This is a genomic window from Glaciihabitans sp. UYNi722 (genome assembly GCF_040549465.1).
Taxonomy (GTDB): Bacteria; Actinomycetota; Actinomycetes; order Actinomycetales; family Microbacteriaceae; genus Lacisediminihabitans.
This window is the reverse complement of the sequence record NZ_JBEPTL010000006.1, coordinates 102,343-128,297: the sequence shown is the minus strand read 5'-3', so window position 1 is coordinate 128,297 and position 25,955 is coordinate 102,343. Positions and strand designations below refer to the sequence as shown.

Genomic DNA, 25,955 nt, shown 5'->3' with positions numbered 1-25,955 from the left:
CCGGCAATAGCGGCCGAAACCCGGGCAATAGAATTGGCCACATGCCGGACTTGACGATCCCCACTGACCTGCTGCCCGCCGACGGACGATTCGGCGCCGGACCATCCAAGGTCCGACCGGAACAGCTCGCCTATCTCTCCGGTGCGGGGGCTGCGATCCTCGGCACCTCGCACCGCCAGGCGCCGGTCAAGAATCTGGTCGGACGCGTGCAGACGGGGCTCTCCGATCTGTTCCGGCTTCCCGACGGCTACGAGGTCGTCATCGGCAACGGCGGTTCCACCGCGTTCTGGGATGCCGCAGCCTTCTCGCTGATCAGCAAACGCAGCGAGAACCTCGTCTTCGGCGAGTTCAGCTCCAAGTTCGCCCAGGCGGCGAGCGCGCCGTTCCTCGAGGCGCCGCACGTGGTCAACGCCCCGGCCGGATCGCGCAGCGAGGTCGAGATCGTCGAAGGCGTCGACGTCTACGCCTGGCCACATAACGAGACCTCCACCGGGGTCATGGCTCCGATCACCCGCGTCGTCGGCGACCCTGGCGCCCTCACCGTCATCGACGCGACCAGCGCGGCCGGTGGGGTCGACTTCGACGCCTCGCAGGCCGACGTCTACTATTTCGCCCCGCAGAAGAACTTCGCCTCGGATGGCGGCCTCTGGTTTGCCCTTTTCTCCCCCGCCGCGATCGAGCGGGTCGAGCAGATCGCGGAGAGCGGACGCTGGATCCCCGAGTTCCTGAGTCTCAAGAACGCCGTGGACAACTCACGGCTCAAGCAGACGCTCAACACTCCCGCGCTGTCCACGCTCCTGCTGCTGGAGAACCAGGTCGACTGGATCAACGGCAACGGCGGGCTCGCCTGGGCGGATGCACGCACCAGAGAGTCGTCGTCCGTGCTCTACGACTGGGCGGCATCCGTCGACTATGCCACGCCGTTCGTGGAGAACCCGGACCATCGCTCGCAGGTGGTCGTCACTATCGACTTCGACGAAAGGATCGACGCGGCGGCCGTCGCTAAGACGCTGCGCGCCAACGGCATCGTCGACACGGAGCCCTACCGGAAACTCGGACGCAATCAGCTTCGCGTGGCCGTCTTCACGGCGATCGAACCGGATGACGTGCGCAAGCTGGTGTCATCGCTCGCCTATGTAGTCGAGCACAGTGTCAGCGAGAGCCTGTAACAAATGCGACTGCTAGTGAAGGACTCCGAACGCAGGCCGGATCCGGCCCCCGTTCAGACCGACGACCGCAAGGCGATGCTCACGGGCCTCATCCTGTGGCTAGTAGCCCTTGTCGTGTTCCTGAGCGTGCTCGGTCCACTCGTCGCCGCCGGCAACATCTGGTGGCTGTGGGCCTGCGTCGCCGGACTCGTCATCGGCGTCGTCGGACTCATCTACACCATCCGCAGGCGCCGCTAGTTCGTCATCGTCCTCAATGTGATCGTCGATGTCCACGCCGTCGAGGTCTCCCCCGTGCAGCACGTCGCTGCCGAGGTCGTCGTCGTCTTCGTCGTCATCCGAGTCGTCGTCGTCATCGTCATCGTCATCCGCGTCGTCGGAGTCGTCGTCTGCGTCAGCTCCGACCGCGTCCTGTGCCGTGCGGTAGTCGGCAAGCCGGTCGACCCACGGAATCCAGGTCGGCGACAACAGTGCGTCGTCACCGGGCGTGAGCTCGGTTTCGAGCGCGGTCGGCGCTTCGCCGTCGACGTGGGCGATGCTGACCGTCCAGCGCCAGCCGGGGTAACCGGAGAGCAGGGTCTCGAAGTAGACGGTGACGACACCGTCGCCCTCGTCGATCGAGCCGAGGCGGTCGCCGATCGACTCGGCTGAGGTGATTTCGAGCAGGGCGGCATGGCCGAGCTCGAAGTCCGCGTCGGTCGCGACATCCACGGCAGGGCTCGCGGACTCCGGTGACTCAGCAGATTCGCGGTTCTCAGCAGATTCGCGGTTCTCGACCGACTCAGGCACGTCGACCGACTCAGGCACGTCGACCGACTCAGGCATCGAGTTCGTCTGCCACCTTGCGCAACATCGCGGCGATGGTCTTGCCGTGCTTGCTGTCGGGGTAGCGTCCGCGCTTGAGGTTGGAACCGACACCGTCGAGAAGCTTGACCAGGTCCTCGATGATGATGGACATGTCGTCCGCCGGCTTGCGGCTCAGTTTGGCCAGGCTCGGTGGCGCCTCGAGAACGCGCACCGAGAGCGCTTGCGCCCCACGCTTGCCGTCGGCGATGCCGAACTCGAGCTTGGTGCCGGCCTTGACCGATGTACCGGCGGGCAGCGCAGAGGCGTGCAGGAAGACCTCCTGGCCGTCATCAGAACTGATGAAGCCGAAGCCCTTCTCGTCGTCGTAAAATTTGACCTTGCCGGTTGGCATGGCAATACCTCTTTCGCTTGAACTTAAGCCGTAAGCCTACGGGCACCTGGTGCCCCTTATCCTTGTGACTGTGGCAAAAGAAACCCCAGTGACCTTTCATCGTAACGAACGTGTGCTCGCATTCATGATGCTCGCAATCGTCGGACTGTCAATCCTGGCCTTTCTCTCCGTCATCATCGGCACCGCTGCGGGTCTCAACGCCAGGGACTTCGCCGGCGGGGTCTGGCCGGCGGTGTTCACGCTTCCCCTGATCGGCCTGCCGATCGGATTCATCCTGATCATCGTGCTGCTGGTCACCACGGCCAGGCGACGCGGCCGCGAAGCCAAGGCTGAGGAAGCCGCGAACCTCGCCAAGCGGGGTTCCAGCCCGGCCAGGGGCAAGAAGTAACCAGCAGGTCGGCACAACAACGAAACACGGAGAACAGGTGGGCGCTATGAGCAACACGCTCTCGCTCGCCACGCGCCTGAGGGGTATGCCCGATGCGGAGCTCGCCCAGTCGATGCGCGATCGGAGCATCAGCGCCTCCGGCGTCAAAGACTTCTTCGACCTGGCGGAGGCCTTTCTCGATCGGGCGTCTATCCAGCAGATGCTCACCAGGCTCGACCGCGAGACCCTCGCCGTGCTCGCCGCTATCGGCCAGCTAATGGAAGAGAGCGGACCACCAACGGCAACGGATGTCGCGGCTCGTCTTGAATCCATCTCCGGCGCCTCACCCTCCGTCGAGTCGATCGCCGAGCGGGCCGCAGTGGCGACGACCCTCCTCCTGTTGGAGGCGGAGTCCAAGCGTTTCGCCGCCTACGAGAGCGTGCGCGAGCAGTTGCGCTCCTGGCCTGCCTTCGGGCTGCCCGGCCTCACCGAACTCGCCGGCGGCAACCCGCCCGCTGCTCTCGAACCGGTGCCCGACGTCGATCGTCGGTTCATCGACCGACTTGGTGCCGAGCGCGCCTTCGCAGCGACTACGGCCATCACTGAGCTCCTCGCCGAGGTCGAACGCGAACCTGCCCGCGAGCTCGCCAAGGGCGGTGTCGCGCTCCCCGACAGCAAGCGGCTGGCCAACGCCATGTCGGTCGACCTCGACTCCGTCGCGACCTTCCTCGCCGTCGCCGATCGCGCGGGGCTGGTGGCAAGGCAGGGCGGCAACTGGATGATCACCGAGCGCGGCGGCGCATGGCTCCTGGAGTCCACCGGAGGGCGCTGGGCCGCGCTGGCCGCCGCCTGGTTCGAGCGGCTGCCCTCCGACATCCGCCAGCTGCTCAGCGAACGGACCCATGCTCTCTGGGGCCAGGGCCTTCGCGGCTACGTCGACTGGCTGTATCCGGCCGGTGGCGACTGGATGGACGAGCGCATCGGTGTCTACACCCGCGATGCCGAACGGCTCGGCATCACCGCGAACCAGGCACCGACAGGTCCCGGCTCACTGCTTCTCGCGGATAGCGTGGACAGGGCCCTGGCGGCGATGTCCACACTGCTGCCGGCCGAGGTCGAGCAGGTCTACCTGCAGCATGACCTCTCGGTGGTCGCGCCCGGTCCCCTCACGCCGCGGGTGGATGCGCGCCTTCGCACGATTGCCGACGTGGAGAGCCGCGCCCTCGCATCCAGCTACCGCGTGTCCACCTCGAGCGTCAACCGCGCGATGGCGTCCGGCGAGACTGCGGAGTCCATGCTCGACTTCCTGCGGAGCATCTCCCTCACGGGCATCCCGCAGCCGCTGGACTACCTGATCGCCGAAGCATCCGGCCGCTACGGACAGGTGCGCGTCGGACCGCTCGACGAGGCAGGTTCTGAGGCTGCGACCTATATCCGCTCCGACGACGAACATCTGCTCGGCACGATCATGGTCGACCAGAATCTCTCGGCCCTCGGGTTCCAGCGCCGAGGGCAGCACCAGCTGCTCAGCCGTTTCTCGCTCGATGTCGTGTTCTGGTCATTGAGCGACGCGCGCTATCCGGTGGCCGCCGAGAACCGCGCGGGAAACATCGTGTCGCTGCGACGCCAGCGCACCGCACGCGTCTCCGCCGCCGCATCCGTCGACCCGGTCAGTTCGCTCATCGAGCGATTGCGCATCGGCGGTGAGCCTGAGGGAGACGAGACGGGGCAGGCCTGGCTGGTCAGGCAGCTGGATGTCGCGATCAAGGCCCGCGCGAGCCTCACTGTCAGCGTGAGAATGCCCAACGGCTCCATCGTCGACTACCAGCTGGAACCGACGAGCGTCGGAGGCGGACGCATGCGGGCCCGCGACAAGAAGTCGGCCATCGAACGAACGCTGCCGCTTTCCAGCATCGCCGGACTCGCCCCGCCCGCCCTCTGAGCCAGCCCACCTTGCATGCCCAGCCCAGTGCGCAGCCTGGCCCGGGTAGACTTCTTGGGTGAATAGCGCGCCCGACCCTCAGACTCTGGCGACGACCCTCACCTCACCCGCAGCCCCGATCGGTGGCCCGCTCATCGTGCAGAGCGACCGCACCGTGCTGCTGGAGGTGGCTCATCCGGCCGCCGAGGACGCCCGCCACGACCTCGCCGTTTTCGCAGAACTCGAGCGAGCACCGGAGCACATCCACACCTACCGCATCACGCGGCTCGGCCTGTGGAATGCCCGCGCTGCCGGCCACACCGCCGAGAACATGCTGGAAACCCTGGAGCGTTACTCCAAGTTCCCGATCCCGCAGAGCGTCGCCGTCGATATCGCCGAGACCGTCGGCCGCTATGGACGCCTGGTGATCGAGCGCGACGAGAACGGCACGCTCATCCTGCGTTCGACGGATGCCGCCGTGCTCAGCGAGATCGTGCGTGCCAAGCGCATCGCACCTCTCCTCTTTCTTCCGGAAGACCAGCGCGGACGCGGGCCGGCCATCGACCACTACGAGATCCAGGCCTGGGCCCGTGGACAGGTGAAGCAGGAGCTGGTGAAGCTCGGCTGGCCGGCAGAAGACCTCGCGGGCTACACGCCTGGCACTCCGCACGAGATCGCCCTCGACGAGACCGAATGGTCGCTGCGCGAATACCAGAACCAGGCCATCTCCAGCTTCGTGGATGGCGGATCGGGTGTCGTCGTGCTCCCCTGTGGCGCGGGCAAGACCCTGGTCGGCGCCGGCGCGATGGCCACCGTGAAGACCACGACGCTCATCCTTGTGACCAACACGATCTCCGCGCGCCAGTGGCGCAGCGAACTGCTGCGGCGCACCAGCCTCACCGAAGACGAGATCGGCGAATACTCCGGCCAGGTCAAAGAGGTCAAACCGGTCACCATCGCGACCTACCAGATCCTCACCGCGAAGCGGAAGGGCGAGTATGCCCACCTCGCGCTGCTCAACGCCCTCGACTGGGGGCTGGTGATCTACGACGAGGTGCACCTGCTGCCCGCACCGGTCTTCAAGCTCACCGCAGAGCTGCAGGCCCGCCGCCGACTCGGCCTCACCGCCACCCTCGTCCGTGAGGACGGCCGAGAAGGCGACGTCTTCAGCCTGATCGGTCCCAAGCGATTCGATGCCCCGTGGAAGGAGATCGAGGCTCAGGGCTTCATCTCCCCAGCATCCTGCTTCGAGGTGCGGATCGACCTGCCGCAGCAGGAGAGACTGGAGTACGCGGCATCCGCCGACGACGAGCGCTACCGCCTCGCCGCCACCGCACCGGCCAAGCTCTCGGTGGTGCGGGAACTCGTCGAGAAGCACAGGGGCGAACGCATCCTGGTGATCGGCCAGTACCTCGACCAGATCGACATGCTCGCCGAGGCACTCGACGCACCCAAGCTCACCGGATCAACTCCGATCGACGAACGCGAAAGGCTCTACCAGGCCTTCCGCGAGGGCTCGATCACCACCCTCGTGGTCTCCAAGGTCGCCAACTTCTCGGTGGACCTGCCGGAGGCCACCGTCGCCATCCAGGTCTCCGGATCGTTCGGTTCGCGCCAGGAGGAGGCCCAGCGTCTCGGTCGCCTGCTGCGTCCGAAGGAGTCTGGCCTGCCCGCCAACTTCTACACGCTCGTCGCCCGCGACACCGTCGACCAGGACTTCGCCCAGAACCGCCAGCGCTTCCTCGCCGAGCAGGGCTACAGCTACACGATCCTCGACTCCGACGGGCTCGGCGCCGCAGCCTGAGCTCGTCCGTCGCGGCATCCGACAGCCGCATTCGAACCACGGCATCCGTCCGCCGCATTCGAACCACGGCATCCGTACCGTCGCATACGAAAACGCAGGAGATTCGCGGATTCTGCCCCGCTTCGGTGACGTTGGCCGCCGTAAAGACCGCCATCTCCTGCGTTTTCGGCAGAAGCCGAATCGCGGCGGGGCGGAATCAGCGGCGGCGCGTGTAGCCCAGCAGCAGCGTCGCCTCGGAGCGAAGCACCCGTGCGAGCTCGAGGCCGCGCGACTCCGGCAGCTCACCGCTCGCGATACGTCGCGCGTCGCCGGCCTCCAACTGCGGACTCACGGTCAGGCAGAGTTCGTCGACGGCATCCGCTGCCAGCAGTGAACCGAACAGCGACGGACCACCCTCGCAGTGCACCTGGGTGAGCCCGTGCTCGTGCAGGACAGAGAGCATGGCTGAGACATCGAGTGCGTCGTCCCCGGCCACGATCACGTCCGCAACCTCGGCGAGTGCGCGGCGCTTCTCTGCCGGCGACTCGCTCGTCGTCACGACGACCGGGCGTACAGGGGCATCCGTGAAGATCGGCGACGCGGCGTCGAGGTCGAGGCGGCCCGAGACAATCGCGAAGACCGGATGCTGCGGCAACCCGGCTGCGATCCGCCATTGCGCGGCGGCCTCCTCCAGCCTCATCGGGCCGTAGCCTTCGCCGCGAACGGTCCCGGCTCCGACGAGCACCACGTCGCACAGCCTCCGCAGCACGTCGAAGAAACGCTTGTCGGCATCCCCGCCCAGGCCGCCAGAGAGACCGCCATGGGTTGCCGCTCCATCCACGCTCGACACGAAGTTCACCCGAAGCCACGGCTCGGTGCGGTCGCCGCGGAGGAGGGATGCGGCGAGCGCGTCGTCGCTGAGGTCGGCGTCCACGGCAGGCCAGAGAGAGTCGATCTGCGCGGCCATGGTCACTCCAGGTTGTGTCGGGCGTACACGGGTTCGCGAAAACCAAGCACAGCCTCGGTGAGGCGCACGGCGGCGACCGCGGGCACGACGTCGTGCATCCGGATGATGCGTGCACCCTTCATGATGCAGATGACAGCGGCCGCAAGGGACCCTTCGAGCCGCTGGCCCTGCTCACGATCGAGAGTCTCGCCGATGAAATCCTTATTGGAGACCGCCACCAGGGTGGGAAGACCGATCGCGACGACCTCCTCGAGACGGCGGGTGATCTCCAGCGTGTGGAAGGTGTTCTTGTTGAGGTCATGGCCCGGATCGACGATGAGCCGCTCCAGCGGCATGCCCGCCTCAACGGCACGCGCGACCCGATCACGCAGGAACGCGATCACCTCCGCGGTGACATCGTCGTAGTGCGGCCGCGGCGGCTCACTACGCGGCGGGGCGAGGCTGTGGGTGAGCACGAGATTCGCTCCGGAATCTGCGACCGTAGACGCCATGTCCGGGTCGTAGAGTCCGCTGGTGTCGTTGATCACACCGGCGCCGGCGGCGATACTGAGCCTGGCGACCTCGGCGTTCACGGTGTCGACGGAGATCACGACATCCGTGCTCGCGTGGATGGCCTCGACCAGCGGCACGATGCGGTCGATCTCCTCGGCGACGCTCACGGCCGGTCCGCGGCCGAACGGCACGCCTCCCACGTCTACCCAGTCCGCTCCGTCGTCGGCAGCCCTGACCGCCGCGGCGACAGCCTTGTCGAGGGCGAAGGTGGATCCTTTGTCGTAGAAAGAGTCCGGCGTGCGGTTGATGATCGCCATCACCACGACCTGGCGCGAGAAGTCGAAGCTGCGCCCGCCGATGATCCGCTCCACCACTAGAGACTATCGAGCGGAACACTCTCGTCCGCGAGCTTCGCAGGATCGACAGTCCTGCCCGAGCGGATGAGCGTCTGCACCGCCTCGTTCACGTCCCAGACGTTCACATTAATCCCAGCGACCACCCGGCCGTCGACCAGCCAGAAAACCACGAACTCGCGCTTGTCGCGGTCTCCGCGGTAAACGAGCTCTGCGCCTCTGGTGAGCGGCCCGTATCCCGAGTACTCCATGCCGAGGTCGAACTGGTCGGTGTAGAAGTAGGGGATCTCGTCGTAAGAGAGGCCATGCCCGAGCATCGATTTGGCCACCGCGGCACCGCTGTTCTGCGCGTTCGCCCAGTGTTCGCTGCGCAGCCTCTGCCCGATGACCGGGTGATACGTGTTGGCGACGTCCCCGGCGGCGAAGACGTCGGGATCACTGGTTCGCAGCGATGCGTCCACGAGAATCCCATTGTCGACATCCAGGCCCGCGGATGCCGCGAGCTCGACGTTCGGCGTGGCGCCGATGCCGATCACCACCAGGTCTGCGGCCACCGTCTCTCCGCCGTCGAGCACCACCCCGGATGCTCGCCCGTCAACCTCGACGATGCTCGCGACCCCCACCGACGTGCGCAGCAGCACCCCGTTCTCTTCGTGAAGGTCAGCGAACATCTGACCCAGTTGGTCTCCGAGAGCACTGGAGAGAGGGATCGCCCCGTGCTCGAGGATGGTCACTTCGTTGCCGAGTGTGCGAGCTGTCGCTGCGACCTCCATCCCGATCCATCCGGATCCGATGAGCACGACGCGCTTGCCGCCATCCTTCAGCGCGTCATGAAGCGCCGTCGAGTCGTCGATGGTGCGTAGATGGTGCACGCCATCCAGATCGGCGCCCGGAATGTCGAGTACGCGTGGTGCGGATCCGGTGGTGAGCAGCAGTTTCTCGTAGTCCACCGTCTCGCCGCTGGACAGGGTGAGGCGATGCGACTTCAGGTCGAGACCGACGACGGTCTCCCCCGTGGTGAGGTCCACGCCGTTTTCGTCGTACCAGGCCTGAGGATGCACATAGGCCGAGTCGAGATCGGCCTTTCCGCTGAGGTAGTCCTTGGACAGCGGCGGACGGATGTACGGACGATACATCTCCGCGCCGATCAGCCGCACCTGCCCGTCGAAGCCCTCCTTGCGCAGGCCCCCGGCGGCGGATGCCCCGGCCAACCCTGCCCCGACGATGACGAACTTCTGGTCCTTCGACATGTGCGCATCCTTCAGTTCGATTTCACTTCTGTGCTGCTCCACAACGCCAGCAGGTACCGGGGAGGGGACCTTCGATGAGCGCGCCGCATTCGGTGCACACCCTGTCGAGCCAACAGACCGGATCGCCGACAGGGATCACCTCTGGGGCATCGTCGTCGTCGCTGTTGGCCACGTTCCGACTGTAGCCCTGGCTCGTCTCGAACGAGTGGGTCGCGAAAGTCCATCGCTCCCCACGAAGGCCGGAGTCACGAGACTCTCAGAAATCGCCCAGCTAACGCGCAGATACTGGTCGCATGAGCGATGGCCCCAAGATCCTGATTGTTGATGACGAACCGAATATCCGCGACCTGCTGACGACCAGTCTGCGCTTCGCCGGTTTTGCGGTGCGAGCGGTGGGGAACGGTGCACAGGCCATCTCCGCGGTTCTCGAAGAAGAACCCGACCTGATCATCCTCGATGTGATGCTGCCGGATATGAATGGCTTCGGTGTCACCAAGAGGTTGCGATCGAGCGGTTACACCTCCCCGATCCTTTTCCTCACCGCGAAGGATGACACCGAAGACAAGATCACCGGCCTTACCGTCGGCGGCGACGACTACGTGACCAAGCCCTTCAGCCTCGATGAGATCGTGGCTCGCATCAAGGCCATCCTGCGTCGCACCATGCAGGACGAAGAGGATGCCATCATCCGTGCCGGCGAACTCACCATGGACCAGGACACCCACGAGGTGACGATCGGCTCAGAGCAGATCGAACTGAGCCCCACCGAATTCAAACTGCTGCGCTACCTGATGCTCAACCCGAACCGTGTGCTCTCCAAGGCGCAGATCCTCGACCACGTCTGGGAGTACGACTTCAACGGGGATGCCGGCATCGTGGAGAGCTACATCTCCTACCTTCGCCGCAAGCTCGACCAGTTCTCGCAGGAGCCTGTCATCCAGACCAAGCGCGGTTTCGGATACATGCTCAAGGCCGCGAGAATCTAGCGCATCAGGCCGCGGCCAGTTTGGCCACGTAACCTTGGGATCCTGATGCACGAACACGTCTCGAGCTGGTGGAGTTCTGTCTCCCTGCGCACCAAGATCACCGGCGTGACGGTGCTCCTTGTGACGCTCGGGCTGCTCGTCGCCGGCGTCGGCACCATGACGGTGCTGCGCAACACCCTCACCAGCGATGTCGACCGCAAAGTCGAGATCGCCGCAAAGGGCGTCACCGGAGTCGTCGATCCGAACGATTCGACTCGCTGCACCCAGACGAACGCGGATCCCAACACCATCTTCGCGATCCTCGACGCGAACGGCGACCTGCTCTGCAGCAACAAGAAGGATGCCGACAGCAGCATGCCGCGGCTGACCAACCTGGCGCTGCCCTCGGTGCTCAAGTTGAGTGCTGGCACCTTCACCGTCTGGGACCGCAGCCACGCCGAGCAGTGGCGTGCCAAAGCTGTTCCTGCCCAGACTCCGGACGGCGACTACGCCACGATCGTCGTCGGCCTCAGCCTCGCCGAGACCAACAGGATCATCGGAAATTACGTTACGACCTTCCTCGGGTTCGGGCTCTCGGTGATCATTCTCGGGGCTGCGCTCACCAGACTGCTCGTCACGTCCACCTTCACGCCGCTGCGGGAGGTCGAGGCCACTGCGGCCGCGATCGCCGAGGGCGACTTCAGCCAGCGACTCCCCGGGGCGACCCCGAACACCGAGGTCGGTCGCCTCAACCGCTCCCTCAACACCATGCTGAACCGCATCGACCGAGCCTTCGCCGATCGTGCGCGCACCATCGAGCAGATGCGGCGTTTCGTCGGCGATGCGAGCCACGAGCTGCGCACTCCCCTCGTCTCTGTTCGTGGCTACGCGGAGCTCTACCGCATGGGCGCGCTGCAGAAGCCGGAGGATGTAGCCCAGGCGATGGAACGCATCGAGAAGGAAGCCATTCGGATGGGCGAGCTCGTGCAGGATCTGCTCGAACTGGCCCGCATCGACGAGGCCAAGCCTCTCCAGCTGGGACCGGTCGACCTCGTGCCGATCGCCAGGGATGTGGCGCTGGACACCATGGCCTCCGCGCCGGACCGTGACGTCACCGTCGTCGTCGACACGGCACCGCCCAGGGTGGCGAAGGAAGCCCAGCCCGAGTTGGCTTCGACAGCTGCCTCTGCGGCGACCGGCCCGATCGCTTTCGCCGGAGCACAGCTGGCACGCCTTCGCCGGCGTCCGGTGCGCGCCGGGCAGCCGAGCATCGTCGTGCCCGATGCACCCGTTGTAGAGCCCCCGACCGCCCCCGCGATCGTGCTCGCCGAGGAAAATAAGATCCGCCAGGTTGTCACCAACCTGATGGGCAACGCCATGCGATTCACCCCGGCCGGCAGTCCGATTGAACTGGCCGTGCATGTCGACCCTGCCCGACGCACCGCGATGCTGGATGTCATCGACCACGGTGAAGGCGTACCGCCGCAGATTCGCGACAAGATCTTCCAGCGCTTCTGGCGCGCCGACACCTCGCGCACCCGCGAGACCGGCGGAAGCGGACTCGGTCTCGCCATCGTCTCCGGCATCATCGCCTCGCACAAGGGCCAGGTGACCGTGCTCGAGACGCCAGGCGGCGGAGCGACTTTCCGCATCACACTTCCTCTCCTCCCCGACGGCTACACCCCGCCAACGGCCCCCACAGCGCCGTAGCGAGCGGATGCTGCGGCATCGCGACGCCTTACCGTGGCTGTCGACCAGGGAGACATCCATCCCCGGCACGACGAACGGGAGACAGAATGACGCGCTATCAGGTCGACAGCGAAGCGGTACTCGGAGCAACGGCGGCCGTGCGGTCGACGATCGGCCGCATCCAGGCGGAGGTGAGCGGGCTGCACGGCCAGCTCGACAATCTGCAGGGCTCATGGACTGGGCAGGCAGCCACGGCGTTCCAGGCGGTGGTCATCGATTGGAAGGCGACGCAGCAGCGCGTGGAGGAGAGCCTCGCGGCGATCAGCCAGGCGCTCGGGCAGGCGGGGCAGCAGTACGCGGACATCGAAGCATCCAACGCACGCCTGTTCAGCCACTGATGTTCAGCCGCAAGCTATTCAGCCGTCGAGACTGATCGGTTAAACGGAAGAAGGGCGGCTCCTCGCGGAACCGCCCTTCTCCTGAGTGAGCTTAGAAGTCCATGCCACCCGACGGGTCGCCCTGCGGAGCAGCGACCTTCTCGGGCTTGTCGGCGACGACGGCCTCGGTGGTGAGGAACAGTCCGGCGATCGACGCTGCATTGAGCAGAGCCGAGCGGGTGACCTTCACCGGGTCATTGATTCCGGCAGCGAGCATGTCGACATACTCACCGGTCGCGGCGTTGAGGCCCTGGCCGGCTGGGAGGTGACGCACCTTGTCGACCACGACGCCAGGCTCGAGGCCGGCGTTGAGGGCGATCTGCTTGAGCGGAGCATCGATGGCGACGCGCACGATGTTCGCACCCGTTGCCTCATCACCGGTGAGGCTGGTGATGTCTGTGCTGGCGAAGGCGACCTCGCCGGCCTGGATGAGGGCGACGCCACCACCGGCGACGATGCCCTCTTCTACGGCTGCCTTCGCGTTGCGAACGGCGTCCTCGATGCGGTGCTTGCGCTCCTTGAGCTCGACCTCGGTCGCGGCTCCGGCCTTGATGACCGCAACGCCACCGGCGAGCTTCGCGAGACGCTCCTGGAGCTTCTCACGGTCATAGTCGGAGTCGGTGTTGTCGATCTCGGCGCGGATCTGCTTGACCCGGCCCGCGATGGCCTCGGCGTCGCCGGTGCCCTCGATGATCGTGGTCTCGTCCTTGGTAACGACGACCTTGCGGGCACGACCGAGCAGATCGAGGGTGGCATTCTCGAGCTTGAGTCCGACCTCCTCGGAGATGACCTGTCCGCCGGTGAGGATCGCGATGTCCTGTAGCTGCGCCTTACGACGGTCGCCGAAGCCAGGCGCCTTGACGGCGACGGACTTAAAGATGCCGCGGATCTTGTTCACGACCAGGGTCGCGAGAGCCTCGCCGTCGACATCTTCAGCAATGATGAGGAGCTGCTTGCCCGACTGGATGACCTTGTCGACGATCGGCAAGAGGTCCTTGATGTTGGAGACCTTCGAGTTGACGATCAGGATGTAGGGGTCTTCGAAGACCGCCTCCTGACGCTCGGGGTCGGTGACGAAGTACGCCGACAGGTAGCCCTTGTCGAAGCGCATACCCTCGGTGAGCTCGAGCTCGGTGCCGAAGGTGTTCGACTCCTCGACGGTGACGACGCCCTCCTTGCCGACCTTGTCGATAGCCTCGGCGATCAGCGCGCCGATCTCGGGGTCACCGGCGGAGATGGACGCAGTGGCCGCGATCTCTTCCTTGGTCTCGATCTCCTTCGCGCCGGAGACGAGAGCAGCGATGACGGCCGTGACGGCCTTCTCGATGCCACGCTTCAGGCTGATGGGGTCTGCACCGGCTGCGACGTTACGGAGGCCTTCGCGAACGAGTGCCTGGGCGAGAACGACCGAGGTGGTCGTTCCGTCGCCGGCGACATCATCCGTCTTCTTTGCGACCTCTTTGACGAGCTCCGCACCGATCTTCTCGTAGGGGTCGTCGAGCTCGATCTCCTTGGCGATGGAGACGCCATCGTTGGTGATCGTGGGGGCGCCCCACTTCTTCTCAAGAACGACGTTGCGGCCACGTGGGCCAAGCGTCACCTTGACAGCGTCGGCCAGGATGTTGAGGCCGCGCTCGAGGCCACGACGGGCCTCCTCGTTGAAAGCAATGATCTTTGCCATGTGTGTTTTTCGTCCTTCCGGGACGCAAGTAAAATCAACCGCTATTGGCACTCGCTACACGGGAGTGCTAAATGATTCTGGCACTCTGACCCTGAGAGTGCAAGTGAGGTTACAGCTGGCCGAAACCTCAGCCGGGGCGACGAAGGCGACCGATCCGGCGAGCGGCACCAGCTCGATCCAGGTGTTGCCCGCGGCGAGCCGCACTGTCGCACCTGTGCCATCGACGAGTTCCTCGAAACCCCCCATACCGACGGCCGAGCAGCGGACGAAGGCGTCCTGTGCTCAACTCTTTAGGGCAGTGAATCCGTAGCCCTGTTCAGAGTTGAACCATTTCGCGGTCAGCCGGCAGGAAGCACGTAGTCGCTACCGAGAACGACGGTCAACGGAGCCTCGGTGTACGCGTCCGAGAGCGCGACATCACCAACCTTGAGAGATAGCACGAGCGCCCGAGCGGCACCCTCGTTGGCCGGGTCGCTGTAGTAGACGATGGTCTTCTTGATGGTGGTCGACGACGCGCTCGCTCGGGTACCGATGTCGGGCGATGCGCCACCCCAACCCTGGGTGACCAGGTTGTTGCCCGCGCCGACCGCCAGTCCAGCGGTGGAGGTACCGTTGAGCACCGTGATCGCGATGGTCGGGTTGAGCTTGGCTTCGGCGGTCGGACTCACGGAGGGCGTGGGCATGGATGATTTCGAGGGAGCCGCGGCGAATGGCAGGTCGATCCTGCCGGTGACCACGGAGAGGCCGTAGAGACCGCCGGCCACGAGTACGCCGGTGGCGAGCGCCGCCCAGGCGAACGCGATCCAGCCGCGGCCCTTCCGTGCAGGGCCACGATGAGCGCCCGTGCGCAGCAGATCGTCGGGCACGCTGTCGAAGCGGTCTTTGGGGTAGGTCGCCATTATTCTTCCGGTTGGTCTGGGCTGATGGTCCGGTGGACTACCGCTGGTCCGTTGTGGGGTCCGGTGTCCCGAGGACTCTCGCCGATCGCGCCGCAGTGCGCGCATCCCGCAATCGCCGAAGTCTCTTGACGAGCATCGGGTCGAAGACGAGAGCACCCGGAGCGTCGAGCGTTGCGTTCAGCAACTGATAGTACCGGGCGGCGGAAAGACCGAACTCGGCCCTAATCGCCTCCTCCTTCGCCCCGGCGTGCTTCCACCACTGGCGTTCGAAGTTCAGGATGCTCTGCTCACGAGCCGAGAGCTCAGGAACCGACGGCAGGACCGACGGTCTGCTGTCGCGCTCAGGCTTCGCTCCCACAGCGCTCCTCTGGGACTCGGTTCGGGCTCGGTTCAGGGCAATACTATGGCTGGCTTGCTGGGCGAACCCGGCATGACTCTCCCTTCAGCCGGATTGGCTTCAGGCGGATTGGATGCTCAGAGCCAGTCGAGCGTCTGGCCGTGCGGACCGGTGAACGCCAGAGGTCTCTCGTTGAGCGCGAGGACGAACCTGCCACGCGACGCTGCGCCTTCGGGCAGTGCGTCCCTCACCATGGGCAACCCGCCGACGCCCTCGAGCGAGATCCAGTCCGCTCCGAGATCGTGTACGGCATCGACGAAGCGCATCCGCTGCTCGAACGGGAGATAGACAAGCACTGCGCTCGTCACGACGACGAGAGTGGCGTTGGCCGGAGCCTGGGCGGCCAGGGAGGCGAGCATGTCTGTCGCGTCGCCCCTCACGAGCAGCGGTGGATCCTGCCTGGCGATCTCGACGGCTGCACGCTGGCGCTGCCTTCGATCCTCCTGTTCCGGCCAGACCAGGGTCTGCAGCCAGAGCACGTCGCCCTCGGAGCGCACATTGAGCGGATTGAGGTCGATGCCCGCACGCCAGACGATCTCCGGCAGCTTGACCGGGATCGGGACCTCACCCGTCGTCACGCAATCGAGCAGCACGGGGCTCTCACCGCCCCGCGGATGCAGCGGCTCCTGCCCGTCATAGCGGTAGCTGTACCGGTCGGGGTAGAGGCAGAGGCCTGCACTCGCTCCGACCTCGAGCAGTGCGAGTGGGCCGTCGAGGAGCCCCAGGGCCGGGAGCAGGGTCGCGCACCTGCGCGGTTCGTTGGTCTGCGTCATCCGCACGATGGCTTGCCCTGCAACCTCCGGCCAGTGCGACAACAGCCAGGCACGGAATACCGGATACCCACCCTCCGGGGATCCCAGCAGGCGGGAGACCGCGAAGATGAGGTTCGGCTGGCGCTTCTGCAGCGGCAGCGTGTCGATCAGCCTGATCATTTCTTGGTCATCGGCGACGGAGAGCGCCCACTCCTCGTAGATGGACGACTGCCCGCGTGCCTCGATCTCGGCGAAACTGCGGTACCACTCCGCCGTACTCCTCACGCAGACTGCTCGAGTGTTGCCGGACGATACATCGAGATGTGGTCGATGTCGGCCTCGCGGTAGACCTCGCCGAAGGCTTCGAAACCGAATTTGGCGTAGAGCGCGGTGACGTAATCCTGAGCGTGGAGGAGCATGGGTTCGCGGCCGAAGCTAGCAATCACCTCACGCACGAGTACCTGGGCGAGACCCTCACCGCGACGGTCGGCCCGCACGACCAGCCGTCCGAGGATGCGGTGCGCGTCCAGGTGCGATGCATCGTCGTCATGCAGAAGGCGAAGATACGCGGCTGTGCCATGATCGTCACCGATCCAGAAATGCTCGGTGGACGGCTCGCGGTCACGATTGTCGAGTTCCTCTTCGTCGATTCGCTGCTCCACATAGAAGACATCCGTTCGCAGCTTCAGGAACGAATAGAGCTCCGTGGTTGTGAGTTCGCCCCACGATTTTCGCACTACGGAACATTCGGGCATGTTCCCGAGTTTAATGAACTGAATGCAGCTGTGAAGGAAAGGAAGAATCACCCATGAATGCCAGCGCCGACTCAACCAACTATCCTCTCGCCAAGTCCGATTCCGAATGGCGCGAGGAGCTCGACCCCACCCGATTCTCGATCCTTCGAGAGGCAGCGACCGAGCGTCCGTGGTCGGGCGCACTGCTCGATGAGAAGCGCTCCGGCGTCTACACCTGTGGCGCCTGTAACGCCGAACTCTTCGCCAGCGGCACAAAGTTCGACTCCGGATCCGGGTGGCCGAGCTTCTACGAGTCACTCAACCCCGACGCCGTCATCCTCAAGACCGACAAGTCCCTCGGCATGACCCGCACCGAGGTACTCTGCGCCAACTGCGGTTCCCACCTCGGACACCTCTTCGACGACGCCTACCAGACGCCGACCGGCGACCGTTATTGCCTCAACTCTCTCTCCCTCAACTTCAAGGAAGAGAATTAGCCACCACACGCCGGTGCTAGACGCCGTCAACCGGCGGCGCTCCCAGCCGAAGGTGACCGAGGCGGCGCCCAGCCACGACGAACTGCTTCCCCTGGTGGCAGCCGCGGCCGGTGTGGCCGATCACGGCTCTCTTCGCCCGTGGCGGCTCATCGAGTTGCGTGGCGACGCCCGCGAGCGCCTTGGCACGGCCTTCGTGGCTGCGACCAGCGTTGACGGTAAGGAGGCGGCGAAGCTCGCGGGAAAGCCGCTCCGCGCTTCGCTGCTCATCGCCGTGGTGGTCACGCATCGGCCGAGTTTCAAGGTCGCAGAGTGGGAGCAGGATGCCGTGGCATCCGGTGTCGCCCACACGCTCAGCCTGCTGCTCGACGAGGCCGGCTGGGGCGTGATGTGGCGCACTGGCCACCTCACCCGCACGGCACCGGTGCGGGCGATGCACCAGCTGGACGACAACGAGGAGTTGCTCGGCTGGCTCTACATCGGCGGCCTGCACGACGACGCGAAAAAGGGCGAGAAAAAAACCGTCAACGCGCGAGAGTTCGTGACTCAGCTCTGATCGCTCGTGAGGGTACTGCCGCGAGTCCCACCGCGAGCAGGGTGAGGATCGTTCCGGCGATGGTCGTCCAGGCGACCAGGTGCCCGGGGATCGGCGCCACCCGGTCGAGCACCAACGAGGTGGTGAGCTGTCCGGCGATCGTGCCGAGTCCGAGCAGTAGCACGCCGGTGATCCGCACCAGGATCGAGGCCGCGGCGATGAAGCAGACGCCGATTGCTCCCCCGACGTAGAGCAGCGGGTTCGACGGAAGATGCGTCGGCCAGCCCACGAAGCTCGAGTGCACCACGGTGGCGATCAGCAGCACTGTCGTTCCGACCACGAAGTTGATGAAAGTCGCGGTGAGTGCCGATTCGGCCAGTCCGCGCACCTGCCCGTTGACAGCCTGCTGCCAGCCGATGCCGAGGCCCGCGAGGAACGGCATCGCAAGTGCCCAGATCGGGATGCTGCCGACCAGTTCCGACGACACCGCCCAGATGACCGCGGCCAGCGCGATCGCCGAGCCGATCAGCCTGGTCCAGGTGACGGCCTTCGCAGCCATCGTGCCGAGACCGCTGCGGTCGATGAGCAGGCCGCTGATCGTCTGGCCGCATACCGTGGCGACGGTGAACAGGGCAACCCCGAGCAATGCGGCCGTGAGCCCCTGGGAGAGCACGAGAAACGCCCCGGCAGCACCCCCGCAGACATGCCACCACGGTATCGACCGGCTGCCGAGAGCCAAAACCACTCGCCCCAGTCCGCGACGTCCCGGCGCCCAGAACAGCATCACGATCACCAGGATCACGAGGCCGGAGCCGAAGGAGATCAGCGCCGCCGTATAGCCGTCCCCGAGCTCCTTGCCCAGTTGCCCGTTGATTCGCGACTGCACAGCCACGAAACCGCCGGAGATGACGGCGACGACCATCGCTGTCACGAGAGCGGTTCTGGAGGTGGCCGGAGGCGCGGGAGTATCGGATGTCATGGTGGGATCGGGTTAACGCTACCGGCCACTTGGGTGCCGAACAGCCGCGCTGACCGCGCACCGGTACGCGGCCAAGTAATATGGGACGGTCATTCGCCCCCTTAGCTCAGTTGGCCAGAGCACCGCTCTTGTAAAGCGGGGGTCGTCGGTTCGAATCCGACAGGGGGCTCTTCGAATGTCTGCCCACTAGGAACTGCTGACGCGGTCGAGCCAATCGTCGAGGAGTGCGCGCTCTGCGGGGCTGAACCCTGCAAGGTCGGGCAGTGCAGCGCGCAAGGTCACGGCTGCGTTGACGAGCCCGCCTGGACCTTCCGCGCGGGCGTCGACGAGGATGGTCGCACACACGGACTCCCATGCGAGGTCCGTGAGTGACTCGTCGCGCTCATCCTCAGGTTGGTCGATGAGGGTGAATACGACGCCGGTGCCCACCGCGCGGATGAGCTCGACGGCGCGACGCTCGGTCACACGTAGCCGTCCCGCCTGGGCGACCCGGCGCACCCGTTCGCTCAGGATATGTATTCCGGATTCGGCGACAGATCGCCCCTCGGGAGTCTGCTGCGCCGTGTGCATAAGACGGAACAGGGCCGGGTTCTCAAGACCGAAGCCGATATGCAGGTTCCACCCGGCACGCAAGTTGTCGATGGGATCGTCGTCGGCGTCGACAGGTCTTTTCTGTGCCATGTAAGTGACAAAACCGTGTTCCGCCACGGCATCGAGAAGTCCGCTCTTGTCGCCGAAGATCCGGTAGATCGTGGGGGCCTGAACGTCTGCAGCGTCGGCCACTGAACGAGTGGTAACCGCATCCGGTCCTTCGGAGGCGAGAAGGTGGGCGGCTACTTCGATGAGTCGGTTACGCACGAGGTCGCGAGAGGACTGAACTATAGGATCATTCATGTTATCGAGGATATCAGTAGTTTGTTATCACACCAGTATCAGTGATAGCTTATCCATTGAACCACTGATAACAACTGGAGTAATACATGATCGTCATCACCGGCGCTACCGGCGCGCTTAACGGCGCAACCGTCGACCACCTTCTCGAGCGGGTTCCCGCCGCGGACATCGCCGTCGCCGTGCGCGATGTCGCCAAAGCCCAGCGCTTCGCGGACCTTGGCGTCGCACTACGTTACGGGGACTACGCCGAACCAGGTTCGCTCACGACCGCTTTCGACGGAGCGGATCAGGTGCTGCTCGTGTCGTCGAGCGACCCTGGCGCCGACGCCGTGAGTCTGCACCGCGCCGCGATCGACGCGGCAGTCGCCGTGGGCGCTGGCCGCATCCTCTACACAAGCCACCAGGGGGCCAGCCTCGAGAGTCCCTTCCGCCCCGCACGCGACCACGCGGCAACCGAGCAACTGCTGGCCGATTCGGGCATTGCCTGGACGTCGCTGCGCAACGGCTTCTACGCGCACAGCCTCAACTGGCTGATGGGTCCATGGCGCGAGACCGGCACCATCTTGGTTCCCGCCGATGGCCCTGTCTCCTGGACAGCCCGCGAGGACGCAGCTGAAGCCGCTGCCGTCATCCTCGCCTCCGATGTCGCCTATGACGGCCCCACGACACTCACCGCCAGTGCCGCGCCGACCTTCGAAGACATCGCCGCCATCGCCTCCGAACTTACCAGCCGCGAAATTACCCGTGTCGTCATGGACGAAGAAGACTGGATTGCCCGTCAAGTCGCTCAGGGCACCAAAGAATTTGTGTCGCGCTTCAGCCTCGGCATCTATAAGGCGGCGCAGGAAGGCCGCTTCGCGGGTGTCGACCCACTGCTCGCCGAGCTGCTCGGTCGCGAACCGCGCACAGTGCGCGAGCTTCTCACCATGCCAGCCGCTCGATGAGGGGTGGATGCAGGCGACTCCCCAACGTCCGCCCAGGGCAGAGGACGCCTCAACTGCCCGTTGCCTCATCCCACCAGACAAGAACACGCGTACCGAAGAACGTCAGCCATTTCGACGGCTCGCCGGGCTGCCGAATGAGGAGCAGGGCCTGGCCACGGGCCTTACCTCGATGACCCAGCAGATCGCCCTCACCGTCGGCATCCCGCTCCTGAGTTCAATAGCCGCGACACAGACCATCCAGTTGGCCGGTATTCACCTCGCACTCGGAGCCAACGTGACTGTCACCCTCGGCAGCGTCGTTCTCATCTGGCTGGGCCTGCGCAAACGACAGATTTCTCATCGCCACCTCTGCGCGGAGGCAATGAACCACTCCCAGCCGGGCGCGGTCGTCGCAGTTACTTCTTCTCCCGCGCCAGCAGGTTTTCTCCGACCTTCGTCCACCCGGGATGTTTATCCGTGTTGGTTTCCACGATCCTGATCTCGTAGTCGTCATTGCTGGTCGTGAGCCCTGAACCACCACAAGCGCCAAGCCACGACTGGTCGGAGCCATAGGTCAGGAGGCAGACGCCGATCACCTTCCCTCGTGCCAGGTAGAGCTCCACGCCGTCGTAGGTCCCGACAAGCCTCGCGCTGTCTACGTCCATGCCGTCGGATGCATAGCCAGGCAGGGTGGACGGCAACGCGTCCTCCGAGGTCGCCTTGCGATCCAGGTCGGAATACCCTGGGTCGGAGACGCAACCGACGAGTGTCAGGCCGACGATCGCGACGAACAGCACAGAAACGGCGCGACTGCTCCGCATCATGAGGACTCCTTCGGTTCTGTAGAGCCTACAGCGAGCCGCAGTGGATCCCACGAAACCAGCGCGTGGTAACCACCGATCGATCCTCTGCCGCGGAATCCACGAAACGAGGCCGGCCCTGTGGAGTAGAACAAAAGAGCAGGTTGACACGCTCCGTGACCGGCCGCCATCCGTCGATGGTCACCACGAAAGGAACATTCATGGATTTACAACTCACCGGCAAACGGGCCGTCGTCTCCGGCGGAAGCAAGGGCATCGGCCTTGCCGTCGCGCGCACCCTCGCGGCGGAGGGCGCCGACGTCGTGATCTCGGCGCGTGGCGAGGAGGTGACCGAGGTCGCCAATGCGCTCGCTGCGGAATCCGGACGCCGAGTTCTCGGCATTCGGGCCGACACCAACGACGACAGTGCGGTGCGAGCCATGGTCGAACAGGCGGTCTCCGAGTTGGGCGGGGTCGACATCCTGGTCAACACCGCGGCCACTCCGTGGAGCGCGGACAAGAATGTCAGCACCATCGAGACCACCGACGACCTGATGCGAGGCGAATTCGAGACGAAGGTGCTCGGCTACCTGCGCACCGCGCGTGCGGTCGTGCCGTACATGACGGCACAGGGCTGGGGCCGCATCATCAACATCAGCGGCCTCGCGGCACGCAATGCCGGCAGTGCCGCCCAGACCTTCCGCAACATCAGTGTCTCGGCGATCACCAAGAACCTCGCCGACGAGCTCGGACCCCAGGGCGTCAACGTGACTGTCGTACACCCGGGGATGACGCGCACGTCGGCCTTCACCGCGCGCCTCATTGCCCAGGCGGAGGCCGAAGGCACAACTGTCGCGGAGCTCGAGAAGTCGCTGGCCAAGAACACCGTGCGTCGGATCATCGACGCGAGCGAGCTGGCGGATGTCGTCGCCTTCCTCGCATCGCCCCGCAGCATCGCGATCACCGGAGATGCGATCGCGGCGGGCGGCGGCGTTCCGGGGCCTATCTACTACTGATTGCTAGAGCCGCCCGGTCAACCGCCGGTCCTTGAAGCGCGTCGGGGGCGTTCGGCGATGGCCATGCAGCCCTAATCCAGCCCCAGGGGCAGTCGAAGCGCGGAATTCTCGATTTCTCTGCTGCCGTCGTTCACGAACTGAGCGGCGGTACCTCTAGGCGTTGACGCGCCATTCGCCAGCATCCGAGACCCGGACGATAGATGATTCGTCGCCATCTGTTCTGTCCAGCAGGCGGTGGAGCGCCCTCGAAACGGCGACCTCGCTTTCGGAGACTCCTGCCTTGCGCAGCTGTGCGCTGATCTCGTGCGGCGCCAGCGGCTCCCCAACGCTCACCAGGATGCGCAGCAACTCGAACTCGACCGGGTCGAGCAGAAGCGCGTCACCGGCACGCCATGCGTCACCGGTCTCCTGGTCGAGGACGATCTCCCCGACGACCATGCTCGACGCCATCAGCCCGGAGCGTCGGAACACCCTCGTCAGGCGGCTGACGGCGTCTTCGAGACTGAAGGGTTTAGTCAGGTAGTCGTCGCCGCCCGCGGCGAAAGCGGCGATCTTGTCGTCGAGAGAGCTGCGACCGGTGACGAAGAGGATCGGGGTGCTGTCGCCGCGCTCGCGAAGGGTCGACGCGACGACGATGCCGCTCATGTCGGGAAGCATGATGTCCAGGAGGATGGCGTCAGGATGGAAACTCTCGACGGCTGCCAACGCACCCTCACCACTCACCGCCACCTCGATCTGCCAACCCTCGAGGCCCAGCGCGAGCTTGATCACCTTCGTGAGCGGCTCTTCCTCATCGACGATGAGAACGCGCACCGGCCGGAGCGCTGCGTCGCGCGACAGGTCGACGGCGAAGGAGGAGTCTGAGGTCACTGCATTGCCTTTCGGGACCGACTGTCGATCAGGTGGGGAGACACCGGTCCGAGCATCCGACCGTGCGCTAGGGCGTGGCCGACGGACTGGGGCTGGACGGCGTGCTGTCGGAGAAGGTGTCTCCCACAGCCTTGACGACCGCATCGGAGAAGGCAGTCGCATCATCGGTTGCGCCGACATACTTTTTACCGTCGATGATCACTGTGGGGGTGTTCGCCACCTTTTTCACATTCGAGTGAGGGATCGGGCCGGTGGCCGCCCTGGCGCTCGCCGCAGACACCCACGACTTGAAGGTCTGGTCTTTGATGCACTTCGTCACCGAGCTGAGATTCTTGACGCCGGCCCTGTCTGCCAATTTGGCGAGCTGGGCGTCCGTCAGCCCTTCTGTGCCTTCCTTCGGCTGGTTGGCGAAGAGCTCTGAGCTGTAATCGAAATAGGTGTTGGGCGAATAGTTCGCCACACAGGCCCCCGCGTTCGCCGCCCGCGTGGAGTACTTCTTGCCGAGGGACTGGAAATCGAGGATGGAGATCGGATGGACCTCGTAGGTTGCCGCGCCGCTGGAGACCCAGGTCTTGATCTGGTCGAGGTTAGTCGACTCGAAGGTGCCACAGATCGGGCACTGATAGTCGACATAGACCTGGATGTCGACGACATCCTTCGCGTTCGTGGCCGACGGAACCGGCTTGGCATTCGGCTGGAGGGCGGCCGTCGGCGCCGCCTTGAAGTCTCGGCCGATTTTGATGCCGTCACTCAGCATATTGAGCGGTCCTGGCCCCGCGGGCTTCACGGTATTCACGAAGAAGAGGGTGATCACGGTGACGATGGCGAGGAGTACCACGACGAGACCGCCCTGGAGCAGGAACTTGCTGCGGCGCTCTTTCTTCTTCTGCTCGATACGCAGAACTCGCGCCTTCTCACGGGCAACTTCACGCCGCTGGTTCTTACTCAGGCGATCGTCGCCAGAACCATCGTTACTCATCGAACCTCGCTCTTGATCAGACGTCTTTTCGGCTTCGGGCCGAGGCAGTCTGCTGTGCTCGGGAGCCCTATGAACAGTAGACAGCCAGTCTGGGAATTAGCCAGACGGTTGCTGGAACAGCCTAGCCAGCGACGGGGCCTGCATTTCCGATGAACCCTGTACAGGTGCCATAATGGCCCTGCACTACCCATCCATTCACTACGGATCGTCCGGCACGTACCTGCCGGTGAAGGAGAAGCACCCCCATGGCATCTGTCACCTTTGACAAAGCAACCCGCCTTTACCCTGGCTCAACCCGACCGGCGGTCGACTCCCTCGACCTGTCCGTCGCCGATGGCGAGTTCCTCGTCCTCGTCGGCCCCTCCGGTTGTGGAAAGTCCACCTCCCTGCGAATGCTCGCCGGCCTCGAAGAGGTCAACGACGGCAACATCCTCATCGGCGACCGCAACGTCACCGACGTTCCGCCGAAGGATCGCGACATCGCGATGGTCTTCCAGAACTACGCTCTCTACCCGCACATGACTGTTGCCGAGAACATGGGCTTCGCGCTCAAGATCGCCGGCATCAACAAAGACGAGCGCGCCACCCGCGTTCTCGAAGCGGCCAAGTTGCTCGACCTCGAGCCCTACCTCGCCCGCAAGCCGAAGGCGCTCTCCGGTGGTCAGCGTCAGCGCGTCGCCATGGGTCGCGCGATCGTTCGCCAGCCCCAGGTGTTCCTCATGGACGAGCCGCTGTCGAACCTCGATGCCAAGCTGCGTGTGCAGACCCGCACCCAGATCGCGTCGCTCCAGCGTCGTCTCGGTGTCACCACCGTCTACGTCACCCACGACCAGACCGAGGCGCTCACCATGGGTGACCGCATCGCCGTGCTGAAGGATGGCGTGCTGCAGCAGGTTGGATCACCTCGCGACCTGTACGCGAACCCGAAGAACGTCTTCGTGGCCGGATTCATCGGCTCGCCCGCGATGAACCTCTTCACCGCCGACCTCGTCGAGGGTGGACTCAAGTTCGGAACCGCGGTTGCCGCGCTCGACCGCGCCACTCTCGGGGCGACCAACAACACCAAGGTCACCATCGGTGTTCGCCCGGAAGACGTCAAGGTCTCGACTTCGGGCGATGGCCTCCAGGTCAACGTCGATGTCGTCGAGGAGCTCGGTGCTGACGGTTACCTCTACGGTCACACCGACATCGACGGCGGTCGTGTCGACATCGTCGCCCGTGTCGATGGTCGCGTGCACCCGAACGCCGGCGACACGGTGTTCATCACGCCGACCGCTTCGCACATCCATGCGTTCGACATTGAGTCGGGCGAGCGCCTCAGCAAGGCAGTCATCGACTAGTCGATAGTTTCACCATTCAGTGCGGGCGACGTTCACGTCGCCCGCACTGTCGTTAACGGGGCATTCGTGCCCGG

General features: G+C 65.0%; 29 protein-coding genes, 1 tRNA gene and 1 pseudogene. 14 read left to right on the top strand and 17 right to left on the bottom strand.

Features of this window, described 5'->3' with window-relative positions; genetic code table 11:
• Window positions 1-41 precede the first annotated feature (41 nt).
• Both serC and ABIB56_RS06395 read left to right on the top strand, forming a co-directional pair.
• Window positions 42-1,169 carry a phosphoserine transaminase gene (gene serC, locus ABIB56_RS06400; RefSeq protein ID WP_354568237.1) on the top strand — a complete coding sequence of 376 codons (1,128 nt, stop codon included), beginning with the start codon at window positions 42-44 and terminating at the stop codon, window positions 1,167-1,169.
• A 3-nt stretch (window positions 1,170-1,172) separates the two neighbouring features.
• A pseudogene (locus ABIB56_RS06395) lies at window positions 1,173-1,340 on the top strand (DUF2530 domain-containing protein); the annotation flags it as partial.
• Here ABIB56_RS06395 and ABIB56_RS06390 read toward each other — a convergent pair.
• Together ABIB56_RS06390 and ABIB56_RS06385 are read right to left on the bottom strand one after the other, a co-directional pair.
• Window positions 1,269-1,991, bottom strand: a complete 723-nt coding sequence (locus tag ABIB56_RS06390) for a DUF3027 domain-containing protein (RefSeq protein WP_354568236.1) — start codon at window positions 1,989-1,991, stop codon at window positions 1,269-1,271. The pseudogene ABIB56_RS06395 and the gene ABIB56_RS06390 overlap by 72 nt on opposite strands.
• A complete protein-coding gene (locus ABIB56_RS06385) occupies window positions 1,984-2,364 on the bottom strand; it encodes a cold-shock protein (RefSeq protein ID WP_354568235.1) in 381 nt (126 codons plus the stop codon). Before ABIB56_RS06385 ends, ABIB56_RS06390 begins: the two co-directional genes overlap by 8 nt.
• An 88-nt stretch (window positions 2,365-2,452) precedes the next feature.
• On the opposite strand from ABIB56_RS06385, the gene ABIB56_RS06380 reads away from it, so the two are divergent.
• The 3 genes from ABIB56_RS06380 (at window position 2,453) to ABIB56_RS06370 (ending at window position 6,456) form a co-directional block, all read left to right on the top strand.
• Complete coding sequence (locus ABIB56_RS06380) at window positions 2,453-2,752, top strand: multidrug ABC transporter ATPase (RefSeq protein WP_354568233.1); 300 nt, start codon at window positions 2,453-2,455, stop codon at window positions 2,750-2,752.
• Between the two features lie 46 nt (window positions 2,753-2,798).
• Window positions 2,799-4,673 (top strand): helicase-associated domain-containing protein, encoded by a 1,875-nt coding sequence (locus ABIB56_RS06375; RefSeq protein ID WP_354568232.1) that lies wholly within the window; start codon window positions 2,799-2,801, stop codon window positions 4,671-4,673.
• A 118-nt stretch (window positions 4,674-4,791) separates the two neighbouring features.
• Entirely contained in the window at window positions 4,792-6,456 is a 1,665-nt protein-coding gene (locus ABIB56_RS06370) for a DNA repair helicase XPB (protein WP_354568291.1), read from the top strand.
• Between the two features lie 196 nt (window positions 6,457-6,652).
• Here the strand turns inward: ABIB56_RS06370 and ABIB56_RS06365 are convergent, their stop codons facing one another.
• Genes ABIB56_RS06365 through ABIB56_RS06350 form a run of 4 tightly spaced genes read right to left on the bottom strand, consistent with a single transcriptional unit; the run spans window position 6,653 to window position 9,669 of the window.
• Complete coding sequence (locus ABIB56_RS06365; protein ID WP_354568231.1) at window positions 6,653-7,402, bottom strand: pyrimidine reductase family protein; 750 nt, start codon at window positions 7,400-7,402, stop codon at window positions 6,653-6,655.
• 2 nt (window positions 7,403-7,404) lie between these two features.
• Entirely contained in the window at window positions 7,405-8,211 is an 807-nt protein-coding gene (folP, locus tag ABIB56_RS06360) for a dihydropteroate synthase (RefSeq protein WP_502917572.1), read from the bottom strand.
• 56 nt (window positions 8,212-8,267) lie between these two features.
• Window positions 8,268-9,497 carry an NAD(P)/FAD-dependent oxidoreductase gene (locus ABIB56_RS06355; protein ID WP_354568228.1) on the bottom strand — a complete coding sequence of 410 codons (1,230 nt, stop codon included), beginning with the start codon at window positions 9,495-9,497 and terminating at the stop codon, window positions 8,268-8,270.
• A gap of 22 nt (window positions 9,498-9,519) precedes the next feature.
• Window positions 9,520-9,669 (bottom strand): hypothetical protein, encoded by a 150-nt coding sequence (locus ABIB56_RS06350; RefSeq protein WP_354568227.1) that lies wholly within the window; start codon window positions 9,667-9,669, stop codon window positions 9,520-9,522.
• A 121-nt stretch (window positions 9,670-9,790) separates the two neighbouring features.
• On the opposite strand from ABIB56_RS06350, the gene ABIB56_RS06345 reads away from it, so the two are divergent.
• From ABIB56_RS06345 to ABIB56_RS06335, 3 genes are all read left to right on the top strand, one after another.
• Window positions 9,791-10,483, top strand: coding sequence for a response regulator transcription factor (locus tag ABIB56_RS06345; protein ID WP_354568226.1), 693 nt, complete (start codon window positions 9,791-9,793; stop codon window positions 10,481-10,483).
• Window positions 10,484-10,528: 45 nt separating this feature from the next.
• The gene (locus ABIB56_RS06340) at window positions 10,529-12,172 is read left to right on the top strand and encodes a sensor histidine kinase (RefSeq protein WP_354568224.1); all 1,644 of its coding nucleotides are present in this window, start codon (window positions 10,529-10,531) and stop codon (window positions 12,170-12,172) included.
• Between the two features lie 86 nt (window positions 12,173-12,258).
• The gene (locus tag ABIB56_RS06335) at window positions 12,259-12,549 is read left to right on the top strand and encodes a WXG100 family type VII secretion target (protein WP_354568223.1); all 291 of its coding nucleotides are present in this window, start codon (window positions 12,259-12,261) and stop codon (window positions 12,547-12,549) included.
• Between the two features lie 91 nt (window positions 12,550-12,640).
• On the opposite strand, the gene groL is transcribed toward ABIB56_RS06335, so the two are convergent.
• The 6 genes from groL to ABIB56_RS06305 all read right to left on the bottom strand — a co-directional run bounded on the left by groL (window position 12,641) and on the right by ABIB56_RS06305 (window position 17,072).
• A complete protein-coding gene (gene groL / locus ABIB56_RS06330) occupies window positions 12,641-14,269 on the bottom strand; it encodes a chaperonin GroEL (protein WP_354568222.1) in 1,629 nt (542 codons plus the stop codon).
• 54 nt (window positions 14,270-14,323) lie between these two features.
• Entirely contained in the window at window positions 14,324-14,515 is a 192-nt protein-coding gene (locus tag ABIB56_RS06325; RefSeq protein ID WP_354568221.1) for a hypothetical protein, read from the bottom strand.
• Window positions 14,516-14,607: 92 nt separating this feature from the next.
• Entirely contained in the window at window positions 14,608-15,168 is a 561-nt protein-coding gene (locus ABIB56_RS06320; protein ID WP_354568219.1) for a LytR C-terminal domain-containing protein, read from the bottom strand.
• Window positions 15,169-15,205: 37 nt separating this feature from the next.
• Window positions 15,206-15,526: a DUF3263 domain-containing protein gene (locus tag ABIB56_RS06315; protein WP_354568218.1), complete on the bottom strand. Its 321-nt coding sequence runs from the start codon at window positions 15,524-15,526 to the stop codon at window positions 15,206-15,208.
• A 116-nt stretch (window positions 15,527-15,642) separates the two neighbouring features.
• Window positions 15,643-16,602 carry a DUF2332 domain-containing protein gene (locus tag ABIB56_RS06310; protein ID WP_354568217.1) on the bottom strand — a complete coding sequence of 320 codons (960 nt, stop codon included), beginning with the start codon at window positions 16,600-16,602 and terminating at the stop codon, window positions 15,643-15,645.
• The gene (locus tag ABIB56_RS06305) at window positions 16,599-17,072 is read right to left on the bottom strand and encodes a GNAT family N-acetyltransferase (protein ID WP_354568216.1); all 474 of its coding nucleotides are present in this window, start codon (window positions 17,070-17,072) and stop codon (window positions 16,599-16,601) included. The genes ABIB56_RS06310 and ABIB56_RS06305 overlap by 4 nt, the downstream gene beginning before the upstream one ends.
• A gap of 53 nt (window positions 17,073-17,125) precedes the next feature.
• On the opposite strand from ABIB56_RS06305, the gene msrB reads away from it, so the two are divergent.
• On the top strand, window positions 17,126-17,548 hold the full coding sequence (gene msrB, locus ABIB56_RS06300; protein WP_354568215.1) for a peptide-methionine (R)-S-oxide reductase MsrB: 423 nt from the start codon (window positions 17,126-17,128) through the stop codon (window positions 17,546-17,548).
• Window positions 17,549-17,561: 13 nt separating this feature from the next.
• Window positions 17,562-18,101: a nitroreductase family protein gene (locus tag ABIB56_RS06295; RefSeq protein WP_354568214.1), complete on the top strand. Its 540-nt coding sequence runs from the start codon at window positions 17,562-17,564 to the stop codon at window positions 18,099-18,101.
• Here the strand turns inward: ABIB56_RS06295 and ABIB56_RS06290 are convergent.
• Complete coding sequence (locus tag ABIB56_RS06290; RefSeq protein WP_354568212.1) at window positions 18,070-19,059, bottom strand: DMT family transporter; 990 nt, start codon at window positions 19,057-19,059, stop codon at window positions 18,070-18,072. The two genes, ABIB56_RS06295 and ABIB56_RS06290, sit on opposite strands and share 32 nt — an antisense overlap.
• Before the next feature lie 95 nt (window positions 19,060-19,154).
• Here ABIB56_RS06290 and ABIB56_RS06285 point away from each other — a divergent pair.
• A tRNA-Thr gene (locus tag ABIB56_RS06285) sits at window positions 19,155-19,228 on the top strand.
• 17 nt (window positions 19,229-19,245) lie between these two features.
• Here ABIB56_RS06285 and ABIB56_RS06280 read toward each other — a convergent pair.
• Window positions 19,246-19,953, bottom strand: coding sequence for a TetR/AcrR family transcriptional regulator (locus ABIB56_RS06280; protein ID WP_354568211.1), 708 nt, complete (start codon window positions 19,951-19,953; stop codon window positions 19,246-19,248).
• Window positions 19,954-20,039: 86 nt separating this feature from the next.
• On the opposite strand from ABIB56_RS06280, the gene ABIB56_RS06275 reads away from it, so the two are divergent.
• A complete protein-coding gene (locus ABIB56_RS06275; RefSeq protein ID WP_354568210.1) occupies window positions 20,040-20,897 on the top strand; it encodes an NAD(P)H-binding protein in 858 nt (285 codons plus the stop codon).
• Between the two features lie 395 nt (window positions 20,898-21,292).
• On the opposite strand, the gene ABIB56_RS06270 is transcribed toward ABIB56_RS06275, so the two are convergent.
• Entirely contained in the window at window positions 21,293-21,700 is a 408-nt protein-coding gene (locus ABIB56_RS06270) for a hypothetical protein (RefSeq protein ID WP_354568209.1), read from the bottom strand.
• A gap of 197 nt (window positions 21,701-21,897) precedes the next feature.
• Between ABIB56_RS06270 and ABIB56_RS06265 the strand changes: the two genes are divergently transcribed.
• Window positions 21,898-22,692: an SDR family NAD(P)-dependent oxidoreductase gene (locus ABIB56_RS06265; protein WP_354568208.1), complete on the top strand. Its 795-nt coding sequence runs from the start codon at window positions 21,898-21,900 to the stop codon at window positions 22,690-22,692.
• A gap of 153 nt (window positions 22,693-22,845) precedes the next feature.
• Here the strand turns inward: ABIB56_RS06265 and ABIB56_RS06260 are convergent, their stop codons facing one another.
• Together ABIB56_RS06260 and ABIB56_RS06255 are read right to left on the bottom strand one after the other, a co-directional pair.
• A complete protein-coding gene (locus tag ABIB56_RS06260; RefSeq protein ID WP_354568207.1) occupies window positions 22,846-23,562 on the bottom strand; it encodes a response regulator transcription factor in 717 nt (238 codons plus the stop codon).
• Between the two features lie 67 nt (window positions 23,563-23,629).
• Window positions 23,630-24,541 (bottom strand): DsbA family protein, encoded by a 912-nt coding sequence (locus tag ABIB56_RS06255; RefSeq protein WP_354568206.1) that lies wholly within the window; start codon window positions 24,539-24,541, stop codon window positions 23,630-23,632.
• Between the two features lie 245 nt (window positions 24,542-24,786).
• Between ABIB56_RS06255 and ABIB56_RS06250 the strand changes: the two genes are divergently transcribed.
• Window positions 24,787-25,881, top strand: coding sequence for an ABC transporter ATP-binding protein (locus ABIB56_RS06250; protein WP_354568205.1), 1,095 nt, complete (start codon window positions 24,787-24,789; stop codon window positions 25,879-25,881).
• Window positions 25,882-25,955: the final 74 nt, after the last annotated feature.

Coding starts and splice junctions, on each gene's coding strand:
- ABIB56_RS06290 (WP_354568212.1), bottom strand. CDS start 19,059: ATGACATCCGATACTCCCGCGCCTCCGGCCACCTCCAGAACCGCTCTC.
- ABIB56_RS06255 (WP_354568206.1), bottom strand. CDS start 24,541: ATGAGTAACGATGGTTCTGGCGACGATCGCCTGAGTAAGAACCAGCGG.
- ABIB56_RS06390 (WP_354568236.1), bottom strand. CDS start 1,991: ATGCCTGAGTCGGTCGACGTGCCTGAGTCGGTCGACGTGCCTGAGTCG.
- ABIB56_RS06325 (WP_354568221.1), bottom strand. CDS start 14,515: ATGGGGGGTTTCGAGGAACTCGTCGATGGCACAGGTGCGACAGTGCGG.
- groL (WP_354568222.1), bottom strand. CDS start 14,269: ATGGCAAAGATCATTGCTTTCAACGAGGAGGCCCGTCGTGGCCTCGAG.
- msrB (WP_354568215.1), top strand. CDS start 17,126: ATGAATGCCAGCGCCGACTCAACCAACTATCCTCTCGCCAAGTCCGAT.
- ABIB56_RS06365 (WP_354568231.1), bottom strand. CDS start 7,402: ATGGCCGCGCAGATCGACTCTCTCTGGCCTGCCGTGGACGCCGACCTC.
- ABIB56_RS06355 (WP_354568228.1), bottom strand. CDS start 9,497: ATGTCGAAGGACCAGAAGTTCGTCATCGTCGGGGCAGGGTTGGCCGGG.
- ABIB56_RS06275 (WP_354568210.1), top strand. CDS start 20,040: ATGATCGTCATCACCGGCGCTACCGGCGCGCTTAACGGCGCAACCGTC.
- ABIB56_RS06375 (WP_354568232.1), top strand. CDS start 2,799: ATGAGCAACACGCTCTCGCTCGCCACGCGCCTGAGGGGTATGCCCGAT.
- folP (WP_502917572.1), bottom strand. CDS start 8,211: ATGGCGATCATCAACCGCACGCCGGACTCTTTCTACGACAAAGGATCC.
- ABIB56_RS06305 (WP_354568216.1), bottom strand. CDS start 17,072: ATGCCCGAATGTTCCGTAGTGCGAAAATCGTGGGGCGAACTCACAACC.
- ABIB56_RS06265 (WP_354568208.1), top strand. CDS start 21,898: ATGGATTTACAACTCACCGGCAAACGGGCCGTCGTCTCCGGCGGAAGC.
- ABIB56_RS06340 (WP_354568224.1), top strand. CDS start 10,529: ATGCACGAACACGTCTCGAGCTGGTGGAGTTCTGTCTCCCTGCGCACC.
- ABIB56_RS06345 (WP_354568226.1), top strand. CDS start 9,791: ATGAGCGATGGCCCCAAGATCCTGATTGTTGATGACGAACCGAATATC.
- serC (WP_354568237.1), top strand. CDS start 42: ATGCCGGACTTGACGATCCCCACTGACCTGCTGCCCGCCGACGGACGA.
- ABIB56_RS06270 (WP_354568209.1), bottom strand. CDS start 21,700: ATGATGCGGAGCAGTCGCGCCGTTTCTGTGCTGTTCGTCGCGATCGTC.
- ABIB56_RS06335 (WP_354568223.1), top strand. CDS start 12,259: ATGACGCGCTATCAGGTCGACAGCGAAGCGGTACTCGGAGCAACGGCG.
- ABIB56_RS06250 (WP_354568205.1), top strand. CDS start 24,787: ATGGCATCTGTCACCTTTGACAAAGCAACCCGCCTTTACCCTGGCTCA.
- ABIB56_RS06280 (WP_354568211.1), bottom strand. CDS start 19,953: ATGAATGATCCTATAGTTCAGTCCTCTCGCGACCTCGTGCGTAACCGA.
- ABIB56_RS06320 (WP_354568219.1), bottom strand. CDS start 15,168: ATGGCGACCTACCCCAAAGACCGCTTCGACAGCGTGCCCGACGATCTG.
- ABIB56_RS06385 (WP_354568235.1), bottom strand. CDS start 2,364: ATGCCAACCGGCAAGGTCAAATTTTACGACGACGAGAAGGGCTTCGGC.